The organism is Mesorhizobium sp., assembly GCF_004963255.1.
In the GTDB taxonomy this organism is placed as follows: Bacteria; Pseudomonadota; Alphaproteobacteria; order Rhizobiales; family Rhizobiaceae; genus Mesorhizobium.
This window is the reverse complement of record NZ_SUGA01000016.1, coordinates 76,269-101,597: the sequence shown is the minus strand read 5'-3', so window position 1 is coordinate 101,597 and position 25,329 is coordinate 76,269. Positions and strand designations below refer to the sequence as shown.

The window sequence follows — 25,329 nt, the reverse complement described above, 5'->3', positions numbered from 1 at the left end:
GAATATCAATGGCCCCTACCTCACCACCTTCACCACCGTCCTATCCGACAACAACGGAAGCAGCCTCGCCATGGTCCGCGCCGTGACCGCCACGCAGCCCTGGGTCGGCGTGAAGCCCGGCCGCGCCAGATGGAAGAAGATCGCGCTGCCGCGCCCGCGCAAGCGCGGCGCGATGTTCCAGTCGAACACCAGGCAGACATCGTAGAGCCGGTCGTCGCGCTTCATCCGCTCATGGCTCGCGCCATAGGGGATCTTCACCGGCCGGTTATAGTTGCGGTCGTCCGGCACCTCGCACCAGCCTAGATCCGGACCGATCGGCGCCATCGGCAGTCTTGTCCTGCGCCCGCCCGCAAAATGATCCCCCCGGAAATAGCCTGACAGGATGCGCATCGACGCCAGCGGCGTCGCGCCATCCCCCTCATGCTTGTTGGCGGTAATGCCGCTGCGCCCCAGGGCGCAGGGAAACACCGTTTTGCCGGCTTGCAGGAAGCCTTGCGCGGGGTTGCCTGGGCGCGCGCGTACCACCAAAACGCGCAAGCCCTTCGGCAAAAATGCGCCCGCCTCATTGCGCGTGCGTTTTTTCTTGTATGATCGTGTCACGGAACAAATCACTGTGATCGGCTGTTGCGCCGGTGAGCTTCCGCATAAATGGGGGGAGGTCAACTGAATATTCTTTTTAAAACAACGGATTGATATCCATGACATCACGCACCATCCTGATCGTCGATGACGACGACGACCTGCGCGCCACCCTGGTCGAGCAGCTGGCGCTCTACGAGGAATTCGACGTCCAGCAGGAATCGACCGCCGCAAAAGGCGTTGCCGCCGCGCGCAGCGGCGTTGTCGACCTGCTCATCATGGATGTCGGCCTGCCCGACATGGATGGCCGCGAGGCTGTGAAGATCCTGCGCAAGGGCGGCTACAAGGCGCCGATAATCATGCTGACCGGCCACGACACCGATTCAGACACGATTCTGGGTCTTGAGGCCGGCGCCAACGATTATGTGACCAAGCCCTTCCGCTTCGCCGTGCTGTTGGCCCGCATCCGCGCCCAGCTTCGCCAGCACGAGCAGAGCGAGGACGCCACCTTCTCGGTCGGACCCTACACGTTCAAGCCCAGCCAGAAGCTTTTGATCGATCCGCGCGGCGCCAAGGTGCGGCTGACCGAGAAGGAAGCCTCGATCATCAAATATCTCTACCGCGCCGACCAGAAGGTGGTGACGCGCGACGTGCTGCTGGAAGAGGTCTGGGGTTACAATTCCGGCGTCACCACGCACACGCTGGAGACCCATGTCTACCGGTTGCGCCAGAAGATCGAGCGCGATCCTTCCAATGCCGAAATTCTTGTGACAGAAAGCGGCGGCTACAAGCTGGTTCCTTAAACATTTCATGATCTAGGCAATTCCAGGAAAAGTACGAAACGGTTGAGCTTGGCGGCTTCGCCGTAGCCTTCCGTCCGGAATTGAGCCAAAAGAGATAGAGCGGTCGGGCGGGACCGCTTCGGGTGCGATCCTGGTGCTGGAGGGTGATGGATCAGCTCGTTGCAAGCATCGCACGATGCATGGTGGAGCGTTTCTCGCGCGCCCAGGAGGGCGCGCCGCTCCAAAGGAGGGACTGGACTGACCGCTCGGGGACACAGCTAGGATGGCGCTGGATGACGACATCCGCATCCTGTCCGGTGTGAAGCTTTTCCAGGGCTTCACCCAGGAACAGTTGCGCCTGCTCGCCTTCGGCGCCGAGACCACCATGCTGCAGGCCGACCATAAGCTCTACCGCGAGGATGATGTTGCCGATTCTGCCTACATCGTGGTCAGCGGCCTGATCACGCTCTATCGGGAACTAGGCGGTGAACGCGTCCCGATCGGCACCGCGGGTCCGGGCACCATGCTGAGCGAACTGGCGCTGATCGCCGACACCAACCGGCTGACCAGCGCCTCCGCAGCGGTCGACTCTGAAGTGATCCGATTGAGCCGCAAGATGTTCCACCGCATCCTGGAAGAATATCCGGAGATCGCGGTTCTGTTGCATGAGCGCATCCTGGAGGAGTTCCAGCAGATGATCGCCCGCATCGAGGAACTGGCGCCGCGGTTTACGGGGTAGGCACCGCCGAAGGACGGGCTGAGATTCAGGTCAGGCCGAGTCGAAAATGGCGGCTTCCGAGAACCGGAGCGGAGCGTACTTGAAGTACGTGAGCACCGGAAGCGAAGGAAGCCGCCATTTGCAGGCCGGCCTCACCTGAATATCGGCCCGCCCTAATCCAGGTTGAACCGTGCGATGACCGGCACATGGTCGGACGGCTTCTCCCAGCCGCGCGCCGCCTGCAGGATCTCGTAGCCTTTGAAAGCCGGCACCAGATTGGCGGAAGACCAGACATGGTCGAGGCGGCGGCCGCGGTTCGACGCTTCCCAGTCCTTCGCGCGGTAGCTCCACCATGTGTAGAGCTTCTGCTCGGCGGGCACGTTGAGCCGCATCAGGTCGACCCAGCCGCCGGCCTTGCGCATCGCCTCGAAATTTGTCGTCTCGACCGGCGTATGGCTGACCACGTTGAGCAACTGCTTGTGCGACCAGACGTCGTGCTCCTGCGGCGCGATGTTCAGGTCCCCGACCAGGATCGACGCGGATAGCGCGTCGCCGCTCGCCGGCACGGAGTTCATCTCATAGACGAAATCGAGCTTGTGGCGGAATTTGCGGTTGATCTCCGGATCGGGCTCGTCGCCGCCGGCCGGCACATAGAAATTATGCACCAGCACCGATTTGCCGCCTGCCTGGACCCTGACCGACAGATGTCGGCTGTCGTCGATCTCGCAAAAACGCCGCTTTTCCACCAGCTCGATCGGCCGGCGCGCCACGGTGGCGACGCCGTGATAGCCCTTCTGGCCGTGAAACAGGATGTGCTCGTAGCCCGCCTTGCGGAAAGCCTTCTCCGGGAACAGCTCGTCCGGCACCTTTGTTTCCTGCAGGCACAGCACGTCCGGCGCGTGCTCCTTCAGCAGCCGCTCGACGATTGGCATGCGCAGGCGCACGGAGTTGATGTTCCAGGTGGCGATGGTGAAAGGCATGCGGCGGGTCCGGGACGGCTAAAGTCGCCGAACTACTGCCAGCGAGCGCGGACGAAGACAAGCCGAACCATGTCGCAAGCCTTCGAGATTGGCCAAAGCCTTCTGAACTTCGTCATTCCAGGGCGGAGCAAGGAGCGAAGCGACGCGCGCAGACCCTCGAATCCATGCCGTGACGTGCGAGCGCTGCAACGGTGCAGACCTCGACACCGAACGCCGGCACAGGACGATGTTCTTCTGCACCGCATCGTTCTTCGGCAAACGCAACGGCATGGACCCTAGGGTTCCGCTCCGCGTCGCTTCGCCCTAGGATGACGAAGCTACTGACTGGCCCGCCAAGCCGGCAGTTTTACCGCGTCTTCGTGTTCAGCTCGCGGTTCGCCGTATAGTCGATCGCAAACGTATCGGCCGGGAAGCTGACGCCTTCCTTGGTGTTGAAGATCATCACCGTCGTGTCCTTGCCTTGCGCGTCGGTGATCGTCCACTGGCGCAGATCATAGGTCTTCGGGTCGAACATCATGGTGATCATCGCATTGCCGAAGACAGACTTGTCGGAAAGCTTGATGGTCGTGAGGTCGTCTTCTTCCTTGACGGCCTTGACGCGCCCGCCGGAGAGATCGATCCGGTCGTCGAGCAGCAATTTCAACGGCGTCTTCGACAGCGGGTAGAGATCGGACGTGTTGAGCTTCTTGTTGAGGATCACCACCGACTTGCCGTCGGAAATGACGCGGAAGTTGGAGGAGCCGTCATAGTTGAAGCGGATCTTGCCCGGACGTTCCAGAAAGAACTTGCCGCCGGTCTGCTCGCCCTTCGGGCCGAACTGGACGAACTCGCCGCTCATCGACTTCACCGAGGAGAAATGGTCGGCGATCTTCTGCGCCGCCGGCGGCACCGCCGCCTGCGCTGCCGCTACGAGCTGGTAGCCGGGCACAAGGTTGAGAGCGGCAGCTCCGCCAAGCATCAAGCCGAGGCCGAGGAGCTGGCGGCGGGTGATGGCGAATTCGGTCTGGGTGTTCATGCCGGTCACTTCCTGTGATTCGTGTCGTGGCAGTATGTGGACTCCCACTAGGGCCTAAGTTTGGCGGGTGCGCGACAACTTCGCACAAACGCGCCAGACGATTTCCGGTTGCCTGCTAACCTACGTCTGGTCAGGCCAGGCTTATCGAGATTCAGGTCAGGCCGGCCTGACCTGAATCTCGGCAAACCCTAGAACTTGTCGTCTTCGGTCGGCACCAAAATCTCGCGTTTGCCGGCGTGGTTGGCCGGGCCGACGATGCCTTCCTTCTCCATCTTTTCGATGATCGAGGCGGCGCGATTGTAGCCGATGCCGAGCCGCCGCTGGATGTAGCTGGTCGAAGCCTTGCCGTCGCGCAGCACCACCGCCACCGCCTGGTCGTAAGGATCGTCGGAATCCTCGAAATTGCCGCCGCCACCGCCGCCGGAACCACCCTTGCCGGACGGGCCGTCCTCGTCCTCTTCCTCGTCGTCCTCGGTGATGGCGTCGAGATACTCCGGCACGCCCTGCAGTTTCAGATGCGCGACGATCCGCTCGACCTCGTCGTCCGAGACGAACGGACCGTGGACGCGCTGGATGCGCCCGCCGCCGGCCATGTAGAGCATGTCGCCCATGCCGAGCAGCTGCTCGGCGCCCTGCTCGCCAAGGATGGTGCGGCTGTCGATCTTCGACGTCACCTGGAAGGATATGCGGGTCGGGAAATTCGCCTTGATCGTGCCGGTGATGACGTCGACCGAGGGACGTTGCGTTGCCATGATGACATGGATGCCGGCGGCGCGCGCCATCTGCGCCAGGCGCTGCACCGCGCCTTCGATATCCTTGCCGGCCACCATCATCAGGTCGGCCATCTCGTCGATGATGACCACGATATAGGGCATCGGCTCGAGATCGAGGTTCTCGGTCTCGTAGATCGCCTCGCCGGTCTGGCGGTCGAAGCCGGTCTGCACCGTGCGCGAGATCTTCTCGCCCTTCTTCTCCGCTTGCTGAACGCGTGCGTTGAAACCATCGATGTTGCGCACGCCGACCTTGGACATCTTGCGGTAACGGTCCTCCATCTCGCGCACGGTCCATTTCAGCGCCACGACCGCCTTCTTCGGATCGGTGACGACCGGCGTCAAAAGATGCGGAATGCCGTCATAGACGGAGAGCTCGAGCATCTTCGGATCGATCATGATCAGCCGGCATTCCTGCGGCGTCAGCCGGTAGAGCAGCGACAGGATCATCGTGTTGATGGCGACCGACTTGCCGGAGCCGGTGGTGCCGGCGACCAGCACATGCGGCATCTTGGCGATGTCGACGATGACCGCCTCGCCATTGATGGTCTTGCCGAGCGCCAGCGCCAGCTTCGCCTTGGTCGTCTCGAAGTCACGGCTGGCCATGATCTCCCTGAGATAGACCGTCTCGCGCTTGGCGTTGGGCAGCTCGATGCCGATGGCGTTGCGGCCGGGCACCACCGCGACGCGGCATGCGATCGCGCTCATCGAGCGGGCGATGTCGTCGGACAGGCCAATGACGCGCGAGGACTTGATGCCGGGCGCCGGCTCCAGCTCGTAGAGCGTGACGACCGGGCCGGGGCGGACATGGATGATCTCGCCTTTGACGCCGAAATCCTCCAGCACGCCTTCGAGAAGCCGCGCGTTCTGCTCCAGCGCGTCCTTCGACAGGCTTGGGTCCTTGGCGACGTTCTTCGGCTCCGAGAGGAAATGCAGCGACGGCATCTCGAACGTGTCGGAGCCGATCAGCGAGGTCTGCGCCTCGCGCTGGACACGCGCGCCCGGCACCGGCCGCGCCGCCGGCGCCTCGACGCGGGTCGCGGCATCGGAGCGGAAGTTCCGCACCTTGGCCGCAGGCGCGCCGCGTCGCTGGACAGGCGCCTCGTCGTCGAAGTCGTCGAGATCGACGTCTTCGTCCTCGTCCTCGTCGAAGATGTCCTGGTCGGCAGGGTCGACCGAAACGCTGCGGTCGTTGACCATGGCGGCGAAGAATTCCGGCTCGACACGAGCGCGGCCGCCCGGGCTCACCCGGCTTTCGGCGAATTCGGCCGATTCGACCCGCTCGGCGGCGCGCCGCCAGGCGCTGGCTTTGGGTTGCATCGGCGGCTCGAACTCGTCGCGCTCCCGCCTGCGCCGTTCAGCGCGGCGGTGCAGGAAGGCGCGGAGCGACAGCCACCAATGGGTGAGGGCGCCGAGCGCCAAGATGCCTTCGTCGCCCTCGTCCTCATCCTCGTCGAACAGCATCTCGTCCTGCTCGCGCGGATCGGGCGCAGCAGCGCGCTCCATGACGGCGAAGCCGTTCCTGCGCGCGATCAGCGCCGAGCCATAGGCAAACAGCCACAACATCGGCGCGGCGAGGACGACCGCGATGATCGTCGCGAAAAGCCCTTTCGGATAGCCGCCGACCGCGATGCCCGGAATCTTCAGCACCATGTCGCCGAAAACGCCGCCGAGTCCGGTCGGCAGCGGCCAGGTGTTGGGCGGCGTCACGCAGCCGGCGATGGCCGCGGCCAGAAGCGCGAAGCCGAACCAGGCGAAGCCGCGCTTCGGCAATTTGTCGACGCCGCGCGCGGTGAAAAGCAGGAAGCCCCAGACAACCGCCGGAACCAGCCCGGCGACGGCGGCAAGGCCGAAGAACTGCATGGCGAGGTCGGAGAACACAGCCCCCGCATAGCCCATTGCGTTGGTGACGACGTTGCTGGTGGCGTGCGAGAAGCTCGGATCGGCAACGTTCCACGTGGCCAAAGCCGCAATGCCGAAGGCGGTGAACAGGAACAGCCCGGCGCCAACCAGCCGCCCGACCTGGCGTCGCGCGAATGCCTGGATGCCGTGCCCCGTATCGGTCAGCGCGAGCGGTGCTGAGGCGCCTGAACGCATGCTCTTCCCCGTGATCGTTGCCTGGCCGGGCGCATGGCGCATTCCGGCAGATTCGAACGCAAGACTATCGGGGGGAAGGTTAAGGCCGCATTAACCATGGACCTTTACCGGAGATGGCGCGGAAACGACGGTGGCGAGCCGCGAAGCCCGCCACCTTTTTGCTTGAAACGCCGAAACGATCAGGCCTTTTCGGCCCTGACCTCGAGTGTCACTTGTTGGCGCCGCCATACGCCATCAGATTGGCGCAGAATTCGGCGTGAGGCTTGCTCATCGCCACGTCCTGGCACTCCTTCATCATCTTGTCTTGTTGTCCATGGGCGTCGCCGCCCAGGCCGTCTTGAAGTCGGCTTCGGGCTCTGGACAAAAAAGGAGGCCCGGAAGGGTGTTCCGGGCCTCAAGGCGTGAGCCCCTTTCGAGACATCACGACGGGATCTTGGGAGGAATTCCGGGCCGGCGGGAGGAGGATCCGCCGGCCCTCGGGGGCAATTCCAGGAAAAGTGTGAAACCCTCCGGAATTGCGCCCATGCAAAGGGCAAAGGCAGCCTTACGGCACCACTTCGCCGTGCTGGGTGACGTCGAGACCCTCGACCTCTTCCTGGGTGGACGGACGCAGGCCGACCAGCGCCTTGACGATGTAGAGGATCACGAAGGTGGCGATCGCCGTCCACAGGATGGTGAAGACGATGCCGTAGATCTGCTTGCCGACCGAAGCATCCTTGCCGAGCGCGTTGATGGTCGGATCGGCGAGCGCGCCGGTGAGCAGCGCGCCGACGATGCCGCCAACGCCGTGCACGCCGAAGGCATCGAGCGAGTCGTCATAGCCGAACGCATGCTTGAGCTTGACCGCCGAGATGTAGCAGATGACGCCGGCGAGGATGCCGACGATGAAGGCGCCGGTCGGGTTGACGAAGCCGGAAGCCGGCGTCACCGCCACGAGGCCAGCGACGGCGCCCGAGATGATGCCGAGCACCGACGGCTTCTTGGCGACGATCCATTCGGCGAACATCCAGGCGAGCGCCGCCGCGGCGGTGGCGACCTGCGTGTTCATCATCGCAGCGCCGGCAAGGCCGTCAGCCGCCAGTTCCGAACCGGCGTTGAAACCGAACCAGCCGACCCACAGCAGCGAGGCGCCGATCACCGAGTAGACCAGGTTATGCGGCGCCATGTTGGTGGTGCCGTAGCCTTCGCGCTTGCCCAGCACCAGCGCGCAGACCAGGCCCGCGACACCGGCGTTGATGTGGACGACCGTGCCGCCGGCGAAGTCGAGCACGCCGGCCGAGCCGAGGAAGCCGCCGCCCCATACCCAGTGCGCTATCGGCGCGTAGACGAAGACCAGCCACAGGCCCATGAAAATCAGCAGCGCCGAGAATTTCATGCGCTCGGCGAAGGCGCCGGCGATCAGCGCCGGCGTGATGATGGCGAAGGTCAACTGGAACATCGAGAAGACGAATTCGGGAATATTCGCCACGCCCGGCAGCCAGAGCGTCGAGACGGTGATGCCGTGGTGGAAGAACCGCGAGAAGCCGCCGATATAGGCATTCATCGATGCCGATTCATTGGTGGTGAAGGCCAGCGAATAGCCGAACATGAACCACAGCACCGTCACCAGGCACGTGATGGCGAAGCTCTGCATGATGGTCGCGAGCACGTTCTTCTTGCGCACCATGCCGCCGTAGAACAGCGCCAGGCCCGGGATGGTCATCATCAGCACCAGCGCGGTGGAGGTCAGCATCCAGGCGGTGTTGCCGGTGTCGAGAACCGGTGTCGGCGCGGCAGGTGCCGCAGGCGCCGCCGCCGGAGCGGCCTCCTGCGCGAAGGCGGCGGCAGTGCACAGCGCCACGAGAGCGAGCGAAGCGGCCGCGCGTCCCGTCGTCTTCAAGGTGGAAGGAATATTCATTGAACTCTCCGTTGGAATGGATGGTCGCCGCTCAGAGCGCGTCGGTGTCTGTTTCGCCGGTACGGATGCGCACCGCCTGGTCGATGCCGAAGACGAAGATCTTGCCGTCGCCGATCTGGCCGGTCTTGGCGGCCGAAGTGATGGCTTCGACGGCCTTGTCGACCATGTCGGCGCCGACCGCGACCTCGATCTTGATCTTGGGCAGGAAGCTGACCGCGTACTCCGCGCCGCGATAGATTTCCGTGTGCCCCTTCTGACGCCCGTAGCCTTTAACTTCGGTGACGGTCAGGCCCTGGATGCCGACGGCGGTGAGCGCTTCGCGCACCTCGTCGAGCTTGAACGGCTTGATGATTGCCATCACGATTTTCATAAGGTTTCACCCTTTGCTGTTGCGGTCCCCCGCGTTTGCACACCTACACCGATCCCGAGGAGAGCCGGAGAGTGCCCGACAGGATTCAAGCTCCGTGCCAATTGCCGAAGCAGGGCGTTAACCTGTTGTAAACAAAGGGGCAGAGCGGCCTGCGCACATCATTTGTGCGTCGCCGCATCGGGTGTCGTGATCAAAAAATAGGCAAAATTTCGAAAATGCCTGCTTGGCAGGCATCAGCCCGAAGCCGGCTCAGCGCTTGAGTCGGATCAGGCCCTCCTGGGCGACCGAAGCGATGAGCGTTCCGTCCCGCGCGAACAGCGAACCGCGGGTGAAGCCGCGCGACCCTTGCGTCGACGGGCTGTCCTGGTTGTAGAGGATCCAGTCGTCCAGCGAGTGGCTGCGGTGGAACCACATGGCATGGTCGAGGCTGGCCGCCTGGATGTCGCGGTCGAAGATGGCGCGGCCATGCGCGAAGGTCGAGGTGTCGAGCAGCGTCATGTCGGAGAGGTAGGCGAGCACGGCCGCCTGTATCGCACGGTTTTCGGGCACCGGGCCGGTGGTGCGGATCCAGATGTTCTGCTGCGGCTCCAGCTTCTCGCGGCTCGTATAGTGCTTGAGCATCACCGGCTTCATCTCGATCGGCCGGTCGCGATCCCAGTAGCGCCTGATGCCTTCCGGCACCGCTTCGCCGAACTTGCCGAGCAGCTCGCGCTGGGACAGCAGCGTGTCGGGCGCCGGCACGTCGCGCGGCATCGGCATCTGGTGCTCGAGGCCGATCTCGTCCTGCTGGAACGATGCCTCCAGCGAGAAGATCGCCTGGCCATGCTGGATCGCCACGACCCGGCGCGTGGTGAAGGAGCCGCCGTCGCGGATGCGGTCGACTTCGTAGACGATAGGCAGCTTGGTGTCGCCGGGCCGCATGAAATAGCCGTGCAGCGAATGCACATGGCGCTCCGGTTCCACGGTGCGCTGCGCGGCGACCAGCGCCTGGGCGATGGTCTGGCCGCCGAAAACGCGCTGCCAGTCGACCTTTGGGCTGCGACCACGATACAGATTGTGTTCGAGCTGCTCGAGGTCGAGAATGTCGAGAAGCTCGTCCATGGCCGCCGTCATGTCTGAAATCCTTCAAGGGATGCGCCATGGCCGGTTTCGGACAGGATGTGCGGCCAGTCAAGGCCGCAAGCAGCGGCGCGACGAAGCCGCGAAAGGATGATGCCATGGTCGACCGCAAGCCGGACGGAACAAAGGCCGATGCGAATCGCGAAGCGCCGCTCGACGTGCTCATCGCCGGCGCGGCCTATGTCGGCCTCACCGCGGCCGTGTCGCTGAAGCAGGCGCGGCCGGGCCTCGCCATCGCCGTCGTCGACGCCGCGCCTGCAGGCGTCTGGCAACGGGACGGCCGCGCCTCGGCCATCGCCGCCGCCGCCAGCCGCATGCTGGAGCAGCTCGGTGTCTGGGACGAGATCGCGCCGGAAGCGCAGGCGATCACCGAGATGATCATCACCGATTCGCGCGCCGCCGACCCGGTACGCCCGGTGTTCCTGACCTTTGACGGCGAGGTGGCGCCGGGCGAGCCTTTCGCCCACATGGTCGCCAACCGTGACTTGAACGGCGCGCTGCGCCGCCGCGCCACAAAGCTCGGCATCGATATCATCGAAGGCGTCGCGGTCAGCGCCTTCGACGTCAACGGCGCCGGCATCACGGTGCATCTGGCCGACGGCGCGGCGATGAAGGCGCGGCTGCTGATTGCCGCCGACGGCGTCAACTCCAGGCTGCGCGACCTAGCCGGCATCAAGACCGTCAAATGGGAATACGGCCAGTCCGGCATCGTCTGCACGGTGGCGCATGAGCGCCCGCACAACGGCCGCGCCGAAGAGCATTTCCTGCCAGCCGGCCCCTTCGCGACACTGCCGCTGAAGCCGGACAAGGACGGAACCAACCGCTCGTCGATCGTCTGGGTGGAGCGCACGCAAGACGCCAAGGCTCTGGTCGAGGGCGACGAGTTCGTCTTCGAGCACGATCTGGAGCAGCGCTTCGGCCTGAAGCTCGGCGAAATAAGGGTCGTCGACAAGCCGCGCGCCTGGCCGCTCGGCCTGACGCTGGCCCGCGCCTTCGTCGCGCCGCGCATCGCGCTCGCCGGCGACGCCGCGCATGGCATCCACCCGATCGCCGGCCAGGGCCTCAATCTCGGCTTCAAGGATGTCGCGGCGCTCGCCGAAGTCATCGTCGAGGCTGACCGGCTCGGCCAGGACATCGGCGCCCTCGACGTGCTCGAGCGCTACCAGCAGTGGCGCCGCTTCGACACGCTGCAGATGGGCGTCACCACCGACGTGCTGAACCGGCTGTTCTCCAACGACATCGGCCCGCTGCGCGCCGTCCGCGACCTCGGCCTTGGGCTGGTCGAGCGCATGCCGAAGCTCAAGGATTTCTTCATCCGCCAGGCCTCGGGCCTCTCCGGCGACACGCCGAGGCTGCTCAAGGGCGAGGCGATCTGATCTGTCTTGCAGTGACGCCGAAAATTCAGGTCAGGCCGAGTCGAAAATGGCGGATACCAAGAACCGGAGCGGAGCGTACTTAAAGTACGTGAGCACCGGAAGCGCAGGGAGCCGGCATTTGCAGGCCGGCCTCACCTGAATTCTAGTTCACTTCGAACCCCAGCTTCTGCCGCAACCTCAGCATCCGTTGGTCCGGTATCTTCAAGCTCTGCTCGCCGCCTTGGGCGACACGGTTCAGCATGCTGAGCAGGTCGTCGCGCTCATGCGGGTCGAGGCGGCCGCGCAGGAACGGGGCCAGCTTGTCGATGACGACCGTCGTGTCGTCGACCTGCGCCGCCGCCCATTTTGCGTAGACGACCGCCTCGTCGGTCTTCTTCGAGCTTTCCGCGATCTGCGCGATGACCTCCCGGATAACAGCCTCGCGCTTCGGCAGCACCGGCCCGTGCTCGGCAACGATCGCGGTGATCAGTGTCGCGGCCGCCACCACCGGATCGTCGATCGCCGTCAGCGGAGAGAGCGCGGCTTGATTGCGCAGCTTCTTGCGGCGCAGGTTACCCTGGACGCGCCCGACGACGTCGGCGACCTCACGCGCGGCGTCGCTCATATATTTCAGCCGGTACCACCAGATGGCGGCCGCTCCGAGCAGGCCAAGGATCGCGATAAGAATAGGCATGCCGAATTCCCCCGAAATCGCGGCGACGATAAGAGAAGCGCGGCGTTGCTTCAACACGCAACGGTTGCGTCCGTGAAGAAACCCTGAAGATGTTTCCTGCGGAGATGGCCGCAACGCGCCGTGCCCGGCCTGACCGGCGCCTATGACCCCGGTATGGTGTAGATCGCCCTGACCTCGACCGTGCCGAGCTCGGCCAGCGGAATGCGCTCCGCGATCTTCAGCGCCTCGGCAAGGTCGGCCGCCTCGACCATGACGAAGCCGAGGAGCTGCTCCTTGGTCTCGGCGAACGGCCCGTTGGTCACCAGTACCTTGCCCTTGCGCCGCCTCAGCGATTTAGACGTCTTCACCGATTGCAGGACCTGCGCGATGACCAGCTTGCCTTGCCGGTCCAGTTCCCTGTCATAGGCAAGCGAGTCGGCATCGAGCCTGGCCGCCCGTTCCGGGGTGAGCGCGTAAAGGTCCTTCTCCTCGCCATAGACCAGCAGGACATATTTCATTTCGAGCTCCCTTCGATGGCCACGTTGTAAGAGGCAAAGGCGGCGGTGTCAGTTTTGTTTGCCGCGGCCACGTGGTCGAGCAGGCACGCCGCCACGCCGACAATAGCGATGGCCGCAAGCAGTCGACCGAAACCGGGCGCCGGCGGATCCAGCCAGAACTCCTCCGCTCGCCGGGCATTTCGCTCCGGCTTTCCCCAGATCGCAACAAACAGATTGTCCATCTCAAATCTCCATCGGCCGCGAGTGGCCGCCCGCAGGACGGTCGGGCCGATGGCAAGTCGACATTTTTGCGCGCAAATTTTTTGAGGTTTTTCGGTCTGCCCACCACACGGGCGGAAAGCGCGTCGAGATTCCGGTGAGGCGGCCTCACCTGAATCTCAACGCGCCGGAGGATGGCCTTCCGCCGCGCCCGCGCTATAGTTCAGAAGAACGCCGGCGGCCGCCGGCGCAACCCCGACAGACCAGGAGGACTCCATGGACCGCACCGCGAACGCCGTCTGGAAAGGCAATCTGACGGAAGGCCAAGGCACGCTCGACACGCAGAGCGGGACCTTGAATGGGACGCCCTATTCGTTCAAGGCGCGCTTCCAGGACGAGAGCGGCAAATCCGGCACCAATCCGGAAGAGCTGATCGCCGCGGCGCATGCGGGCTGCTACGCCATGCAGCTGTCGCATTTCCTGGCCGAGAACGGCACGCCGGCCGCCGAGCTCGACGCCAAGGCGGTGGTGACGCTGGTTCCCGGCACCGGCATAACCGGCAGCGCCATAACCCTGGTCGGCAAGGTGCCCGGCATCGACGCGGCGAAGTTCAAGGAACTGGCCGAGAAGGCCAAGGCGGAGTGTCCCGTGTCGAAGGCGCTGGGGGCGATCAAGGTATCGCTGGATGCTAGGTTGGGGTGAGCGGCGGTTCTATCTGCAGGGTTTGCGATCCTTCGCGCCCCCCTCTGCCCTGCCGGGCATCTCCCCCACGAGGGGGGAGATCGGATTTCGCGCCGGCTTTCGCCAATCGCCGACGTCGAGAAGGGTGCCAGCGCCGGAACTGTCAATCTCCCCCCTTGAGGGGGAGATGTCCGGCAGGACAGAGGGGGGCGCTGTCCCGCCGACGTTTCCCGCCATCAGATTTACCCGCCCAGCGCCTCGATCCTCGCGCGCAGCGCCGCGACCTCTTCCTCCAGCGCCTTGATCCGCGTCTCTAGATCGCCATCCGCAGCTGTCGCCGCCGGCTGCCACGGCGCCGCCACCGCCGCCGCTTCCACCGGCCCGCTGAGCAAATGAACGTAGCGCTCCTCGCGCTGGCCGGGCGCGCGTTCGAGCAGCTGGATCAGCGGCGGCCTCCGACCGATCATCAGGTCGAGATTGTCGCGCAACTCTTCGATCGAAGCGAAACGCGCCATCCGCTCGGAACGGGCCAGCAGTTCATGCGCCGTCTGCGCCCCGCGCAGCAGCAAGAGGCCGATGACGGCGATCTGCGGCGTGGTCAGTGAAAAGCGCTGCGCCATCAGATGCTCGTAGCGCTCGACCCGCGAGGCGAAGGCCTGGCGCACCAGGCCTTTCTGCTCCAGCGTGCTCAGCGCCCGCCGGATCTCGGTCAGCTCCAGCGCCATGACTGGCTCGCGCGCCGTCTTCTGGTTGGCGGCGGCGTGCGCGCCGTTGAGCGTCAGCGGATAGACGTCCGGCGTCAGCTCCTTCTTCTCGATCAGCGAGCCGAGCACACGCGCTTCGACGGCGGAAAGGACGGGGAGATCGGTCATTGGCTGCAATCCTTTCTGGCGCTGGCGGGACAGCGCCCCCCTCTGTCCTGCCGGACATCTCCCCATAAGGGGGAGATCAGCAGCTTCGTCAACAGCGCTTACTCTTTGACGACGGCGATTGGCGAAAGCCACGATGACAGCAATCTCCCCACCTGTGGGGGAGATGTCCGGCAGGACAGAAGGGGGCGCGAAGGATCGCTGCCTTCAAAGCACCGCGAGCGACTTCGCCCGACTAAACCCGTCTCTCCACCATCATCTTCTTGATTTCCGCGATCGCCTTGGCCGGATTCAATCCCTTCGGGCAGGTCTGCGCGCAATTCATGATGGTGTGGCAGCGATAGAGTCGGAACGGGTCTTCGAGATTGTCGAGCCGCTCGCCCTTGGCCTCGTCGCGGCTGTCGATCAGCCAGCGATAGGCCTGCAGCAGCGTCGCCGGGCCGAGATAGCGGTCGCCGTTCCACCAGTAGCTTGGGCAGGACGTCGAGCAGCAGGCGCACAGGATGCATTCGTAGAGCCCGTCGAGCTTCTCGCGATCCTCATGGCTCTGCAGCCATTCCTTGGCCGGTGTCGGCGAGACCGTCTTCAGCCACGGCTCGATCGAAGCGTGCTGGGCGTAGAAATTGGTGAGGTCGGGCACCAGGTCCTTGATCACCGGCATATGCGGCAGCGGGTAGATCTTCACCGCGCCGGAGATGTCGTCGGCGCCCTTGGTGCAGGCGAGCGTGTTGGAGCCGTCGATGTTCATGGCGCAGGAGCCGCAGATGCCCTCGCGGCAGGAGCGGCGCAGCGTCAGCGTCGGGTCGATCTTGTTCTTGATCCACAAAAGCGCGTCCAGCACCATCGGGCCGCAATCGTCCATGTCGACGAAATACGTGTCCATGCGCGGGTTTCCGCCATCGTCCGGCGACCAGCGGTAGATGCGGTATTCGCGCAGATTGGTGGCGCCCTCCGGCTTCGGCCAGGTCTTGCCTTGCTGGACCTTGGAATTCTTCGGAAGCGTGAGTTCGACCATTACCTGCGGTCCTTTCGGATGACGAGCTTCAGCCCGGACCAGATTTCGTTGACGGCGGCGACCTTGACGTCGACCAGGTCGCGCTTCAGCGCCTCCGACCGGATCACGTCCTCGGTGACGTCGGTCGGCACTTTCGAGGCCGTCTTCGGCCAGGAGACCCAGACCATGCCGTCGCGCTTGATCGCCGTCTCGATGCCGGCCAAGCCGTCCTCGATCTCGGCGCGCTGCCCGGTGAAGGCATGCACGGCATCATATTTGCGGTGGCCCGAGATCGCCGACCATTTCGGCAGCCGATCGACAGTGGCGAAGGACACCGCTTCAGCCAGATCATCGAGCTCCGGCGGCAGCGCGATGAAGGCGGCAACCATGCCGTCCTTCAGGCCGAGCTTGGCCGGAAGGGGCCTGCCGGAATATCTCGCGGCCGCCAATGCCATGGTCAATACACCCTGGCTTTCGGCGCGATCTTGGCCGGGTTGATGCCGCCATCCTTTTCCGCCAGCAGCGTCTCGGTGTGCACCGGCCGGTAGGTGAGCGTCACTGTGCCGCCCTCGCTGACATGGGCCAGCGTGTGCTTGCGCCAGTTGGCGTCGTCGCGGGCCGAGAAATCCTCCCGCGCATGCGCGCCGCGGCTCTCTTTGCGCGCCGCGGCGCCATAGACCGTGGTGATGGCATTGGCCATCAGGTTTTCCAGCTCCAGCGTCTCGACGAGGTCGGAATTCCAGATCATCGAGCGGTCGGTGACCTTGATGTCCTTGAGCTCGTTCCAAATTTCCGAAATGCGCTTGCAGCCATTGTCGAGCGATTCCTGCGTGCGGAAAACCGCCGCGTCTTCCTGCATCGCCCGCTGCATCTTCTCCCGCAAGCTTGCCGTCGGCGTCGAGCCGTTGGCATGACGCAGCCTGTCGAAGCGGTCCATGATCTTCTCGACCGAGGCCGCGTTGGGCGAAGGGACAGGCGAATTGCGGTCGATCACCTCGCCGGCGCGGATGGCCGCGGCACGGCCGAAGACGACAAGGTCGATCAGCGAGTTGGAGCCCAGCCGGTTGGCGCCGTGCACCGAGGCGCAAGCAGCCTCGCCCACCGCCATCAGGCCGGGCAGCACGCGATCTGGGCTCTCGGCCGTTGGGTTGAGCACTTCGCCCCAATAATTGGTCGGCACGCCGCCCATATTGTAGTGCACCGTCGGCAGCACCGGGATCGGCTCCTTGGTCAGGTCGACGCCGGCGAAGATCTTTGCCGATTCCGAAATACCGGGCAGCCGCTCATGCAGCACCGCCGGGTCGAGATGGTCGAGATGCAGGAAGATGTGATCCTTCTTCGGCCCGACGCCGCGGCCTTCGCGGATCTCCATCGTCATGCAGCGCGAGACGACATCGCGCGACGCAAGGTCCTTGGCCGACGGCGCATAGCGCTCCATGAAGCGCTCGCCCTCCGAATTGACGAGATAGCCGCCCTCGCCGCGCGCGCCTTCGGTGATCAGGCAGCCGGCGCCATAGATGCCGGTGGGGTGGAACTGTACGAACTCCATGTCCTGCAGCGCGAGCCCGGCTCGAGCCGCCATGCCGCCGCCATCGCCGGTGCAGGTATGCGCCGAGGTGGCGGAGAAATAGGCGCGGCCGTAGCCGCCGGTCGCCAGCACCACCATCTTGGCCGAGAAGCGGTGGATTGTGCCGTCATCGAGATTCCAGGCCATCACGCCGGTGCAGGTGCCGTCCGGCTCGGTGATCAGGTCGAGCGCGAAATATTCGATGAAGAACTGCGCGTTGTTCTTCAGCGACTGGCCGTAGAGCGTGTGCAGCATGGCATGGCCGGTGCGGTCGGCTGCCGCACAGGTGCGCTGTACCGGCGGGCCATCGCCGAAATTCATCATCATGCCGCCGAACGGCCGCTGGTAGATCTTGCCCTCTTCGGTGCGCGAGAACGGCACGCCGTAATGCTCGAGCTCGTAGACCGCCGCTGGCGCCTCGCGCACCATGTATTCCTGCGCGTCGATATCGCCCAGCCAGTCCGAGCCCTTGACGGTGTCGAAGAGGTGCCACTGCCAGTTGTCGGGGCCCATATTGGCGAGCGAGGCGGCGATGCCGCCTTGCGCGGCGACCGTGTGCGAGCGGGTCGGGAACACCTTGGTGATGCAGGCGGTGCGTAGCCCCTGCTCGGCCATGCCGAGCGTGGCGCGCAGGCCGGCGCCGCCGGCGCCGACGATCACCACGTCGAATTTGTGATCGACAAAAGTGTAGGCGGAAGCCGTGCCGGCTGTATTTGCGTTGGCCAAGACGTCAGCCTCCGAATGCGAGTTTGAGCAGGGCAAACAGCGAAGCGACGCCGACTGCCACGCAGAAGAAGGTGTTGAGCGCGATCAGCGCCAGCTTCATGCCCTCGCCATGCACATAATCCTCGATGATCACCTGCATGCCGATACGCATATGGTAGAGCGGCGAGATCAACACCAACCCGAACATGACAACCACAAACGGGTTCGCGAGCGCAGACCGCACTTCCGCGTAGCCGTGGCCGTTGATCGCGATCAGGAAGCCGACGAAGAACAGGACCAAAGGAATGTTGGCGATGGCGGTCAGCCGCTGCCGCCAGAAATGCCCGGTGCCTTCGCGGGCCGAACCGAGACCGCGGACCCTCGCCAGCGGAGTGCGCATGTCCGAATTGTGTGCGTTCATCAAAAGGCCCCCCTTGCCGCATAGCCCGCTATCCAGATCAGGAGCGTCAGCACGATCGAGCCGGCGAGCGTCGCCCAGGCGATCTTCGAGGCGGTGTGTTTTTCGAGCCCCGCGCCGGTGTCCCAGATGAGGTGCCGCAGCCCGCCCAGCATGTGGTGCATCAGCGCCCAGGTATAACCGAACAGAACCAGCCGGCCGAGCCAGGAGCCGAAAGCCCAGTCGACCCAGTCGAAGGCGGCCTGCGAGCTCGCGGCGGCGATCAGCCACGCCGCCACCAGCAGCGTGCCGAAATAAAGCGCGGCGCCGGTGATGCGATGGATGATCGACATCGTCATCGTGATCGGCGGCCGGTAGATCGTCAGATGCGGCGAGAGCGGCCGTTCACGTCTGGCAACTGCGCGGGTGGCTGGTGATTTGCTCATGGCTGCCCCAGTTCGGCGTCCTGGATGCCGCTACCGAGGAGCAGCGTTTTCCGCCCTCATATATGGCTCCGGACAGGCGGTTTCTAATGCGCTTTTTGCACCGCGTCAAAGCCGGAAAATCGTTTTGGAAACATCATTTAGTCTGACAAATTTGCGGCCGCGCGCTTCAATCGATTAGCGGTTGTTTCGAAGCCGGCGCAAGGTCTCGTTGCAGTGCGGTATACACAGCTGCGTGGACAAGCGCGGGTGTGCTGAGATTCAGGTCAGGCCGAGTCGGAGTCGAAGACGGGCGCGAAGCGACCAAACAAGGTGGCTTGCGAGAACCGGAGCGGAGCGTACTTGAAGTACGTGAGCACCGGAAGCGCAGGAGCCGCCATATGCAGGCCGGCCTCACCTGAAGATCAGCCCACCCGCTATCTGCGACAGGTCTGCGGGGTGGATCCCCTCTTCATCACCAGCGCCTCGCGGCCGTCGATCACGATTGCGTCATGTGTCACCGCTTCTTGGTAGCGGCTGCTCTGGTTGGCGGGCGAGGCCGCGAATTCCTCGGTCGAGCCATCCGGGCGAGCCACGCGCAGCGACGAGCCGAGATTCTGGATGGTGATCATGCCGCCATTGCCGCATCTGTAGGTGGCTGTGCCGATGCCGGATCGCGGCACGGTGAGGTCGGTGATGATCTTGGTTGCCTGGGGTGCGGGCGTTTTGGGCGCAGTGGCTCCCTGCGGCATTTGAGATGCCGGCGGCGCTGGAGGCGTCGCGGATGCGGCGGACTGCTGTGCCAGCGCAGGCGCGGCCACCGGCGCCGCCGCATTGGCCGCCTTCGGCGCGCCGTCCTGCGGCACGCAGGCCGCGGCGGCGAGAAGCAGCGGGATGGTGATCGACACCCGAACCGTGTGGCCAAAACTCATTCGCTGCCCTTTCGTTCGCGGCACGCTACAGCAATTCCAGGAAAAGTGTGAAACGGTTTTCCGCCCGGAATTGCGTCAAAACAAAGAGGTAGAGTGGTTTGTCGTTTCCGTTAAACGGCGAACCGCTCTAGCCACGCGACGCATCAAGATCAAGTTCGACCAGAGTGAGTCGGCTGCAGGACCGCCCGACGGCGGGCAAGAACCGGGCCTTCGAAAATTAACCATGTTCCTTAAGAACCGGCGCCGAAAGCCCCCTGCCTCTTAACAAAGGTTAAGAAAGGGTTAATTTCCGATTCGGACCGGGAATCCAGGCGCGATCCGTGGCGCCGATCAAGGGAGAGCGACATGCGTTCGAATTCAGTGCGGGCAAGCCTTGCCGCAGCAGTGCTGGCGGGGCTGGTCTTGGCGATCGCCGTACCGGCCGAAGCCGGATTGCGTCATCATGACCGCGTCTACGCCGATTCCTTCGGCAATCTCGTCATCGACAGCGCCGCCGGCTACAAGCGCATCATCGTCGGCGAGGGCAGGCACGCTAAGGAGCTCTCGAACTTTACCAGTGCCGGCCAGCCCGACGTCGTCTATGACGACGCGGACGAGCCGGGCGCGCCCGGCTGCTACCAGGCGCCGGTGCTGGTGAAGGGACGCTCCTATATGTACGGGCTTTCCGATGGCGAGATGCCCAACCTCAGCCCTTGCCGTTGAAGATCGTCGGCGTTTGGCGCCGCCTAAGCGTGCCTGACACGCGCACGCAGTCGCGGCCGGCATTCTTGGCTTCGTAGAGCGCGGCGTCGGCGCGCCGCAGAAGATCGGCAAACCCTTCGTCGGCGGCCAGCTCCGCCACGCCGAAGCTTGCGCTGCAGCGATAATCGGCCGGCAGGCCCTCGATCGGCAAGGCTCCAAAAGCGTTGCGTGTGCCTTCGGCAAACAGCCGCGCCGCGGCAAGGTTGGTGCCGGGCAGGATGATGGCGAACTCCTCCCCGCCGATACGGCCGGCGACATGGTGCTCGGCCGCGGCCTCGCGCAGGAAGCCGGCGAATGTCTCGATGACGCGGTCGCCGCAGGCATGGCCATAGCTGTCGTTGATGCTCTTGAAATAGTCGAGATCGGCGATCACCAGCGCCACCGGCACGCCGCGGCGGACGGCGTCGCGCATCGCAAAGTTCGCGTGGCGCTCGAAGCCGCCGCGATTGAGCAGCCGCGACAAAGCGTCGGTTTCCGATTTCGAGGTCGCCTCGCTGAGCGCGTCGCGCACCAGCACGGCGAGCGCAAGCAGCGCCAGCGCCAGCCCGAACACGGTGCCGACCGATTGCGACACCAGCGCGTAAGCCGTCTGCACATAGGCCTGCGGATTGGCGCCCCAGCCACCCAGCGCGCCGGCGATGAATGGCTTGGAGGCGAATTGCACGGCGCTGGCGCCAAGCACCAGCGCGAGCACATGGTCCAGCCATGCAAGCCTCTGCCGGGAGGACAGCACGATGCCGAGCGCCGCGAACTGCATGGCGGCATAAGGAAGCTGGTAGGCCATCATCCGCGCCAACGACTGGCGCGGCAGGTCCTGCACCAGATAGACGGCGGCCGACGCGACGAACAGGAAGCACAGCATCGGCGCCCATGGCGGCCGCACGCCGTATTTATGGGCCAACCCGCCGTTGAAAGCGATGGTCGCGCCGAGGAACACGGCAAAGGCTGCAACGACCGGCAACCGGGCGTCCGAGAAGGAGGGGATGCTGAATTCGATGCCGAAATAAGCCATGCCGAGCAGGTAGCTGAAGGCAAGCCAACGCGCCGACGCGCGCCCGGTGCCATACACGGCAATCGCCATGAACGCCGCCGCCAGCAGCCCGGCGACGGCGAGGTTGATCATCAATATGAAGTCGGCGCTGCCCATGTCTGCTCCTTGACCGAGAGCTATCATCGACCGGCGAAAATCACGTTAACGCGTGGTATGGCGGAAGGAGCGCGGGCCTTCGCGATTGGCTGAAAAGCCCGTCCGGTCGTCAGAGCATTTGGAACGCGACGTAGAGGTCAATGGCAATCCCTGGTCCGCGATTGGCCGAGCCATCCCTGCGATCGTCATCCACGGGCGAAGCAAGGAGCGAAGCGACGCGCGCAGACCCGAGGATGACGAAGGCGCGGGTGTCCACCTGCCTCAGCCGACAGCGAGCCGCTCGGCGACGAACGTCGTTTCGGGCCTCTCATAGGAAAGCCGCACGCTGTCGCGGCCGTTCTTCTTGGCCTTGTAGAGCGCCTCATCGGCGCGCCGCATCAAGGGCATCAGCCCTTCCCTGCCGGAGCGGGCGGCGACGCCGAAGCTGGCGGTCACCCTGGCGCCGGGCGGCAGGCCGTCGATCGTGCCGGCCGAATAGAAGCTACGGATCGCCTCGGCGAACAGCCTTGCCGCCCCCAGGTCGCTGAGTGGCAGAAGCACGGCGAATTCTTCGCCGCCGATGCGGCCGGCGGCTCCGCGCGCGCCGGTGGCGGAACGCAACTTCGCGGCGAAGTCGGCGATCACCCGGTCGCCGGCCTCATGCCCGTATTGATCGTTCAGGGCCTTGAAGTGATCGAGGTCGGCCAGCACCAGGGCGACGGGAAAGCCTGCCCTGGCGCACTGATCGAGCAGCACGGTCGACCGCTCCTCGAAGCCGCGACGGTTGAGGATGCCCGAGAGCGGATCGGTGTGGGTCTCGGCCTTCAGCGCCCGCACCACGTCTAGCGCCGCCGCGGTGAACAGGCAAAGCGCGATCAGCAGCGACAGCAGCGCGTGCAGCAGCAGCGCCGTCGTCCAGTAGGACGAGGCATAGAGCTCGTCGTAGCTCTTGAACGGTCCATTCGCGATGATGATGGCCAGCGTCCGCACGAAGAAGTTCAGCCCGGAAAGCAACGCCAGCACGAACAGCATTTTTTCCGTCGGACCATTGCCGCGCACCACGCGCAGTTCGGCGGCGGCCAGAAGGCTGATGCCGCCAAGCGCGAAATTGACGACGAGGATGCGCCATGTCAGGTCCGGCTGAACGAGCAGGAACCAGCTGAACGCAGCCATGCCGCTTCCCGCCAGCACGCCGATCCCGACATAAGGGACGGGCCGGCCGTGGCGCGCGACGATGGCGCCCACCAGACAGGACCCGGCAAGGCAGAAGCACAGATTGGAGAGGAACTTGGACGGCGCCAGGCCGGCCGGGAGGGTGAAGTGCTGGAACAGGAACCCGCCCGCGGCGAAAGCATAGCTTGCCGCCAGGACCGCAAGATAGGGACGATGGCGCTGATAGCACCACAGCACGACAAACGCAGCGCCGAGCGCCAGCGCTATCGTCGGATTGAGCAGCGCTATGAGCAGACCGGTGTCCAAAGGACTGCGACTTTCCCCAACTTTACCCGACGGGAGATACTAGGACTTAAGCCCAAACAAGCGGTTAAGCGCTCTCGATAAATACGCCGCGAAACCATGCGGAACCGGGCTTGCCGGAGCGGCGTTGTCCGGCCAGACTAGAGTCGCCAGACAGGAGACGATTGCGATGGCCGACACGATCACTTTGACCGATCACGATGAAATCCGCTCCTGGGCGGCGGCGCGCGCCGGCTTCCCGGCCATCGTAGACGTCTCGCCCGAGGCTGGAACGCAGGCCATGCTGCGTCTTGTATTTGGGCAGAACGCCTATGAGGACACCGACCGCCCGGAGCGTCCGATTAACGCCGGCGGCTACGAGCTCGTCGAATGGGACGAATGGTTCAGGATCTTCGACGAGCGCCAGCTGGCCCTGGTCGTCGCCGCCGACGAGCCCGGCCGGCGCGAAGAGTTTCACGAGATCATCCGCAGGTAGGATTGTTGAAAAGCAAAAGGTCCGGACAAAGCCGTCCGGGCCTTTTGTTTAGGTTCTGAGACCGGTGGTTACTTCCAGTCGCGGATGTCGACGAAATGGCCGGCGATCGCGGCGGCGGCCGCCATGGCTGGCGACACCAGGTGGGTGCGGCCCTTGAAGCCCTGGCGGCCCTCGAAATTGCGGTTCGAGGTCGAGGCGCAGCGTTCATGCGGCTTCAGCCGGTCGTCGTTCATGGCCAGGCACATCGAGCAGCCCGGCTCGCGCCAGTCGAAACCGGCGGCAAGGAAGATCTTGTCCAGGCCTTCGGCCTCGGCCTGTTCCTTCACCAGGCCGGAGCCCGGCACGATCATGGCGTTGACGCGCGGATTGACCTTCTTGCCCTCGACCACCTTGGCGGCGGCGCGCAGGTCCTCGATGCGGCCATTGGTGCAGGAACCGATGAAGACGCGGTCGAGCGCGATGTCGGTGATCTTGGTTCCAGGCGTCAGGCCCATATATTCCAGTGCCCGATGCTTGGAGGAACGCTTGGTCTCGTCCGTGATGTCTTCGGGGTTCGGCACGATGCCCTGCACCGAGACGACGTCCTCCGGCGAGGAGCCCCAGGAGACGATCGGCGGCAGCTTCGCCGCGTCGAGCACGATCACCTTGTCGAAATGCGCGCCTTCATCCGACTTGAGCGTCTTCCAGTAGGCAAGCGCCGCATCCCACGCCGCGCCCTTGGGCGCGCGCGGCTTGTCCTTGACATACGCGAAGGTCGTCTCGTCCGGCGCGATCAGGCCGGCGCGCGCGCCCGCCTCGATCGACATGTTGCAGATCGTCATGCGCCCTTCCATCGACAGCGAGCGGATCGCTTCGCCCGCATATTCGATGACGTAACCGGTGCCGCCGGCCGTGCCGATCTCGCCGATGATGGCGAGGATGATGTCCTTGGCGGTGACGCCCTCGGGCAGCTGGCCGTCGACGCGCACAAGCATGTTCTTGGCCTTGCGTTGGATCAGCGTCTGGGTGGCGAGCACATGCTCGACCTCCGAGGTACCGATGCCATGCGCCAGCGCGCCGAAGGCGCCGTGCGTGGAAGTATGGCTGTCGCCGCACACGATGGTCATGCCGGGGAGCGTAAAGCCCTGCTCGGGCCCGATGATGTGGACGATGCCCTGGCGGACGTCGTTCTCGGAATAATATTCGATGCCGAAATCCTTGGCGTTCTTGGCCAGCGCCTCGACCTGGATGCGGCTTTCCTCGTTCTTGATGCCGAACTTGCGCTCGGGCGAGGTCGACACGTTGTGGTCGACCACGGCCAGCGTCTTTTCCGGATGCCGGACCTTGCGGTTCGACATGCGCAGGCCTTCGAAGGCCTGCGGGCTGGTGACCTCATGCACGAGGTGGCGGTCGATATAGAGCAGGCAGGTGCCGTCGTCCTGGCGGTCGACGACGTGGTCGTCGAAGATCTTGTCGTAGAGGGTGCGCGGTGCGCTCATGTGCGTAAATCCGTCGATATGAGAATGGGAAAAGCACGCCGGCCATCCGGCGCGACGACTGCGATCGGTCGGGTCAGTTAAGTCGGCTGGTCAGCGCGCCGCAAACGCGCGCGGAGAAACGCGACGGCAGGCGCTTTCTGTCCTGCAGCACGAAACCCTTGTAGGCCGGATCGCTGAAAAGCTTTTCCATGGCGGGGTAGATAGCAATGTTTTGCCTTTTCGGCAATTGTCGGCGACTTTCCCTTCTCCCCTTGCGGGAGAAGGTGGATCGGCGCGGTAGCGCCGAGACGGATGAGGGGTGTTCCAGCGGAGTGAGACGCTGCATTCCCTGGAGCACCCCTCATCCGGCCGCTACGCGGCCACCTTCCCCCACAAGGGGGGAAGGAGAGGCTGGC

27 protein-coding genes and 1 pseudogene are annotated in these 25,329 nt (G+C 64.5%); 7 read left to right on the top strand and 21 right to left on the bottom strand.

Going from position 1 to position 25,329, the window contains the following annotated elements; genetic code table 11:
* Positions 1-15: 15 nt before the first annotated feature.
* A complete protein-coding gene (locus E5X34_RS18120; RefSeq protein WP_292567521.1) occupies positions 16-612 on the bottom strand; it encodes a L,D-transpeptidase in 597 nt (198 codons plus the stop codon).
* A gap of 86 nt (positions 613-698) precedes the next feature.
* Between E5X34_RS18120 and E5X34_RS18115 the strand changes: the two genes are divergently transcribed.
* Positions 699-1,382, top strand: a complete 684-nt coding sequence (locus E5X34_RS18115) for a response regulator transcription factor (RefSeq protein WP_112128661.1) — start codon at positions 699-701, stop codon at positions 1,380-1,382.
* Between the two features lie 262 nt (positions 1,383-1,644).
* The gene (locus E5X34_RS18110) at positions 1,645-2,100 is read left to right on the top strand and encodes a cyclic nucleotide-binding domain-containing protein (RefSeq protein WP_126080489.1); all 456 of its coding nucleotides are present in this window, start codon (positions 1,645-1,647) and stop codon (positions 2,098-2,100) included.
* Positions 2,101-2,252: 152 nt separating this feature from the next.
* On the opposite strand, the gene xth is transcribed toward E5X34_RS18110, so the two are convergent.
* From xth to tesB, 6 genes are all read right to left on the bottom strand, one after another.
* Entirely contained in the window at positions 2,253-3,059 is an 807-nt protein-coding gene (gene xth / locus E5X34_RS18105) for an exodeoxyribonuclease III (protein WP_292567426.1), read from the bottom strand.
* A gap of 346 nt (positions 3,060-3,405) precedes the next feature.
* A complete protein-coding gene (locus tag E5X34_RS18100; protein WP_042645542.1) occupies positions 3,406-4,074 on the bottom strand; it encodes an outer-membrane lipoprotein carrier protein LolA in 669 nt (222 codons plus the stop codon).
* Between the two features lie 188 nt (positions 4,075-4,262).
* Complete coding sequence (locus tag E5X34_RS18095) at positions 4,263-6,941, bottom strand: DNA translocase FtsK (RefSeq protein ID WP_292567423.1); 2,679 nt, start codon at positions 6,939-6,941, stop codon at positions 4,263-4,265.
* 544 nt (positions 6,942-7,485) lie between these two features.
* A complete protein-coding gene (locus tag E5X34_RS18090) occupies positions 7,486-8,673 on the bottom strand; it encodes an ammonium transporter (protein ID WP_292567518.1) in 1,188 nt (395 codons plus the stop codon).
* 196 nt (positions 8,674-8,869) lie between these two features.
* Positions 8,870-9,208, bottom strand: coding sequence for a P-II family nitrogen regulator (locus E5X34_RS18085; RefSeq protein WP_027169082.1), 339 nt, complete (start codon positions 9,206-9,208; stop codon positions 8,870-8,872).
* A 249-nt stretch (positions 9,209-9,457) separates the two neighbouring features.
* Entirely contained in the window at positions 9,458-10,321 is an 864-nt protein-coding gene (gene tesB, locus E5X34_RS18080; RefSeq protein WP_042645540.1) for an acyl-CoA thioesterase II, read from the bottom strand.
* Positions 10,322-10,425: 104 nt separating this feature from the next.
* Here tesB and E5X34_RS18075 point away from each other — a divergent pair, with 104 nt between their 5' ends.
* Complete coding sequence (locus E5X34_RS18075) at positions 10,426-11,703, top strand: ubiquinone biosynthesis hydroxylase (protein WP_292567515.1); 1,278 nt, start codon at positions 10,426-10,428, stop codon at positions 11,701-11,703.
* Positions 11,704-11,845: 142 nt separating this feature from the next.
* On the opposite strand, the gene E5X34_RS18070 is transcribed toward E5X34_RS18075, so the two are convergent.
* The 3 genes from E5X34_RS18070 to E5X34_RS18060 all read right to left on the bottom strand — a co-directional run bounded on the left by E5X34_RS18070 (position 11,846) and on the right by E5X34_RS18060 (position 13,094).
* Positions 11,846-12,376, bottom strand: a complete 531-nt coding sequence (locus tag E5X34_RS18070; RefSeq protein ID WP_292567420.1) for a hypothetical protein — start codon at positions 12,374-12,376, stop codon at positions 11,846-11,848.
* Between the two features lie 140 nt (positions 12,377-12,516).
* Entirely contained in the window at positions 12,517-12,873 is a 357-nt protein-coding gene (locus E5X34_RS18065; RefSeq protein WP_292567417.1) for a YciI family protein, read from the bottom strand.
* Complete coding sequence (locus tag E5X34_RS18060) at positions 12,870-13,094, bottom strand: hypothetical protein (RefSeq protein WP_292567414.1); 225 nt, start codon at positions 13,092-13,094, stop codon at positions 12,870-12,872. The genes E5X34_RS18065 and E5X34_RS18060 overlap by 4 nt, the downstream gene beginning before the upstream one ends.
* Before the next feature lie 253 nt (positions 13,095-13,347).
* On the opposite strand from E5X34_RS18060, the gene E5X34_RS18055 reads away from it, so the two are divergent.
* Positions 13,348-13,773 carry an OsmC family protein gene (locus E5X34_RS18055; protein ID WP_292567411.1) on the top strand — a complete coding sequence of 142 codons (426 nt, stop codon included), beginning with the start codon at positions 13,348-13,350 and terminating at the stop codon, positions 13,771-13,773.
* Positions 13,757-13,966 (top strand): annotated as a pseudogene (locus E5X34_RS18050) (hypothetical protein); the annotation flags it as partial. The gene E5X34_RS18055 and the pseudogene E5X34_RS18050, both read left to right, overlap by 17 nt.
* A 28-nt stretch (positions 13,967-13,994) precedes the next feature.
* Here the strand turns inward: E5X34_RS18050 and E5X34_RS18045 are convergent.
* The 7 genes from E5X34_RS18045 to E5X34_RS18015 all read right to left on the bottom strand — a co-directional run bounded on the left by E5X34_RS18045 (position 13,995) and on the right by E5X34_RS18015 (position 19,638).
* Positions 13,995-14,624, bottom strand: coding sequence for a DUF480 domain-containing protein (locus tag E5X34_RS18045; RefSeq protein ID WP_292567408.1), 630 nt, complete (start codon positions 14,622-14,624; stop codon positions 13,995-13,997).
* Between the two features lie 232 nt (positions 14,625-14,856).
* Positions 14,857-15,636, bottom strand: a complete 780-nt coding sequence (locus E5X34_RS18040; RefSeq protein ID WP_292567405.1) for a succinate dehydrogenase iron-sulfur subunit — start codon at positions 15,634-15,636, stop codon at positions 14,857-14,859.
* Positions 15,636-16,070 (bottom strand): DUF3052 domain-containing protein, encoded by a 435-nt coding sequence (locus E5X34_RS18035; protein WP_292567402.1) that lies wholly within the window; start codon positions 16,068-16,070, stop codon positions 15,636-15,638. The genes E5X34_RS18040 and E5X34_RS18035 overlap by 1 nt, the downstream gene beginning before the upstream one ends.
* Before the next feature lie 2 nt (positions 16,071-16,072).
* On the bottom strand, positions 16,073-17,908 hold the full coding sequence (gene sdhA / locus E5X34_RS18030) for a succinate dehydrogenase flavoprotein subunit (protein WP_292567399.1): 1,836 nt from the start codon (positions 17,906-17,908) through the stop codon (positions 16,073-16,075).
* A gap of 4 nt (positions 17,909-17,912) precedes the next feature.
* Positions 17,913-18,308, bottom strand: coding sequence for a succinate dehydrogenase, hydrophobic membrane anchor protein (gene sdhD, locus E5X34_RS18025; RefSeq protein WP_292567397.1), 396 nt, complete (start codon positions 18,306-18,308; stop codon positions 17,913-17,915).
* Entirely contained in the window at positions 18,308-18,730 is a 423-nt protein-coding gene (gene sdhC, locus E5X34_RS18020) for a succinate dehydrogenase, cytochrome b556 subunit (RefSeq protein ID WP_292567394.1), read from the bottom strand. Before sdhC ends, sdhD begins: the two co-directional genes overlap by 1 nt.
* 413 nt (positions 18,731-19,143) lie before the next feature.
* The gene (locus E5X34_RS18015; RefSeq protein ID WP_292567392.1) at positions 19,144-19,638 is read right to left on the bottom strand and encodes a hypothetical protein; all 495 of its coding nucleotides are present in this window, start codon (positions 19,636-19,638) and stop codon (positions 19,144-19,146) included.
* A gap of 345 nt (positions 19,639-19,983) precedes the next feature.
* On the opposite strand from E5X34_RS18015, the gene E5X34_RS18010 reads away from it, so the two are divergent.
* Entirely contained in the window at positions 19,984-20,340 is a 357-nt protein-coding gene (locus tag E5X34_RS18010; RefSeq protein ID WP_292567389.1) for a hypothetical protein, read from the top strand.
* On the opposite strand, the gene E5X34_RS18005 is transcribed toward E5X34_RS18010, so the two are convergent.
* Both E5X34_RS18005 and E5X34_RS18000 read right to left on the bottom strand, forming a co-directional pair.
* Positions 20,324-21,526: a GGDEF domain-containing protein gene (locus tag E5X34_RS18005; RefSeq protein ID WP_292567387.1), complete on the bottom strand. Its 1,203-nt coding sequence runs from the start codon at positions 21,524-21,526 to the stop codon at positions 20,324-20,326. The two genes, E5X34_RS18010 and E5X34_RS18005, sit on opposite strands and share 17 nt — an antisense overlap.
* A gap of 261 nt (positions 21,527-21,787) precedes the next feature.
* Positions 21,788-22,984 (bottom strand): GGDEF domain-containing protein, encoded by a 1,197-nt coding sequence (locus E5X34_RS18000; protein ID WP_292567384.1) that lies wholly within the window; start codon positions 22,982-22,984, stop codon positions 21,788-21,790.
* 166 nt (positions 22,985-23,150) lie between these two features.
* Between E5X34_RS18000 and E5X34_RS17995 the strand changes: the two genes are divergently transcribed.
* A complete protein-coding gene (locus E5X34_RS17995; protein WP_292567381.1) occupies positions 23,151-23,456 on the top strand; it encodes a hypothetical protein in 306 nt (101 codons plus the stop codon).
* 68 nt (positions 23,457-23,524) lie between these two features.
* Here the strand turns inward: E5X34_RS17995 and leuC are convergent, their stop codons facing one another.
* Both leuC and E5X34_RS17985 read right to left on the bottom strand, forming a co-directional pair.
* Positions 23,525-24,934: a 3-isopropylmalate dehydratase large subunit gene (leuC, locus tag E5X34_RS17990; protein ID WP_292567378.1), complete on the bottom strand. Its 1,410-nt coding sequence runs from the start codon at positions 24,932-24,934 to the stop codon at positions 23,525-23,527.
* Between the two features lie 73 nt (positions 24,935-25,007).
* Positions 25,008-25,259: a hypothetical protein gene (locus E5X34_RS17985; protein ID WP_292567526.1), complete on the bottom strand. Its 252-nt coding sequence runs from the start codon at positions 25,257-25,259 to the stop codon at positions 25,008-25,010.
* Positions 25,260-25,329 lie beyond the last annotated feature (70 nt).

Excerpts from the sequence above, each read along its gene's own strand:
- E5X34_RS18115 (WP_112128661.1), top strand. The coding sequence starts at position 699 with ATGACATCACGCACCATCCTGATCGTCGATGACGACGACGACCTGCGC.
- E5X34_RS18110 (WP_126080489.1), top strand. The coding sequence starts at position 1,645 with ATGGCGCTGGATGACGACATCCGCATCCTGTCCGGTGTGAAGCTTTTC.
- xth (WP_292567426.1), bottom strand. The coding sequence starts at position 3,059 with ATGCCTTTCACCATCGCCACCTGGAACATCAACTCCGTGCGCCTGCGC.
- E5X34_RS18100 (WP_042645542.1), bottom strand. The coding sequence starts at position 4,074 with ATGAACACCCAGACCGAATTCGCCATCACCCGCCGCCAGCTCCTCGGC.
- E5X34_RS18095 (WP_292567423.1), bottom strand. The coding sequence starts at position 6,941 with ATGCGTTCAGGCGCCTCAGCACCGCTCGCGCTGACCGATACGGGGCAC.
- E5X34_RS18090 (WP_292567518.1), bottom strand. The coding sequence starts at position 8,673 with ATGCTGACCTCCACCGCGCTGGTGCTGATGATGACCATCCCGGGCCTG.
- E5X34_RS18085 (WP_027169082.1), bottom strand. The coding sequence starts at position 9,208 with ATGAAAATCGTGATGGCAATCATCAAGCCGTTCAAGCTCGACGAGGTG.
- tesB (WP_042645540.1), bottom strand. The coding sequence starts at position 10,321 with ATGACGGCGGCCATGGACGAGCTTCTCGACATTCTCGACCTCGAGCAG.
- E5X34_RS18075 (WP_292567515.1), top strand. The coding sequence starts at position 10,426 with ATGGTCGACCGCAAGCCGGACGGAACAAAGGCCGATGCGAATCGCGAA.
- E5X34_RS18070 (WP_292567420.1), bottom strand. The coding sequence starts at position 12,376 with ATGCCTATTCTTATCGCGATCCTTGGCCTGCTCGGAGCGGCCGCCATC.
- E5X34_RS18065 (WP_292567417.1), bottom strand. The coding sequence starts at position 12,873 with ATGAAATATGTCCTGCTGGTCTATGGCGAGGAGAAGGACCTTTACGCG.
- E5X34_RS18060 (WP_292567414.1), bottom strand. The coding sequence starts at position 13,094 with ATGGACAATCTGTTTGTTGCGATCTGGGGAAAGCCGGAGCGAAATGCC.
- E5X34_RS18055 (WP_292567411.1), top strand. The coding sequence starts at position 13,348 with ATGGACCGCACCGCGAACGCCGTCTGGAAAGGCAATCTGACGGAAGGC.
- E5X34_RS18045 (WP_292567408.1), bottom strand. The coding sequence starts at position 14,624 with ATGACCGATCTCCCCGTCCTTTCCGCCGTCGAAGCGCGTGTGCTCGGC.
- E5X34_RS18040 (WP_292567405.1), bottom strand. The coding sequence starts at position 15,636 with ATGGTCGAACTCACGCTTCCGAAGAATTCCAAGGTCCAGCAAGGCAAG.
- E5X34_RS18035 (WP_292567402.1), bottom strand. The coding sequence starts at position 16,070 with ATGGCATTGGCGGCCGCGAGATATTCCGGCAGGCCCCTTCCGGCCAAG.
- sdhD (WP_292567397.1), bottom strand. The coding sequence starts at position 18,308 with ATGAACGCACACAATTCGGACATGCGCACTCCGCTGGCGAGGGTCCGC.
- sdhC (WP_292567394.1), bottom strand. The coding sequence starts at position 18,730 with ATGAGCAAATCACCAGCCACCCGCGCAGTTGCCAGACGTGAACGGCCG.
- E5X34_RS18015 (WP_292567392.1), bottom strand. The coding sequence starts at position 19,638 with ATGAGTTTTGGCCACACGGTTCGGGTGTCGATCACCATCCCGCTGCTT.
- E5X34_RS18010 (WP_292567389.1), top strand. The coding sequence starts at position 19,984 with ATGCGTTCGAATTCAGTGCGGGCAAGCCTTGCCGCAGCAGTGCTGGCG.
- E5X34_RS18005 (WP_292567387.1), bottom strand. The coding sequence starts at position 21,526 with ATGGGCAGCGCCGACTTCATATTGATGATCAACCTCGCCGTCGCCGGG.
- E5X34_RS17995 (WP_292567381.1), top strand. The coding sequence starts at position 23,151 with ATGGCCGACACGATCACTTTGACCGATCACGATGAAATCCGCTCCTGG.
- leuC (WP_292567378.1), bottom strand. The coding sequence starts at position 24,934 with ATGAGCGCACCGCGCACCCTCTACGACAAGATCTTCGACGACCACGTC.
- E5X34_RS17985 (WP_292567526.1), bottom strand. The coding sequence starts at position 25,259 with ATGCAGCGTCTCACTCCGCTGGAACACCCCTCATCCGTCTCGGCGCTA.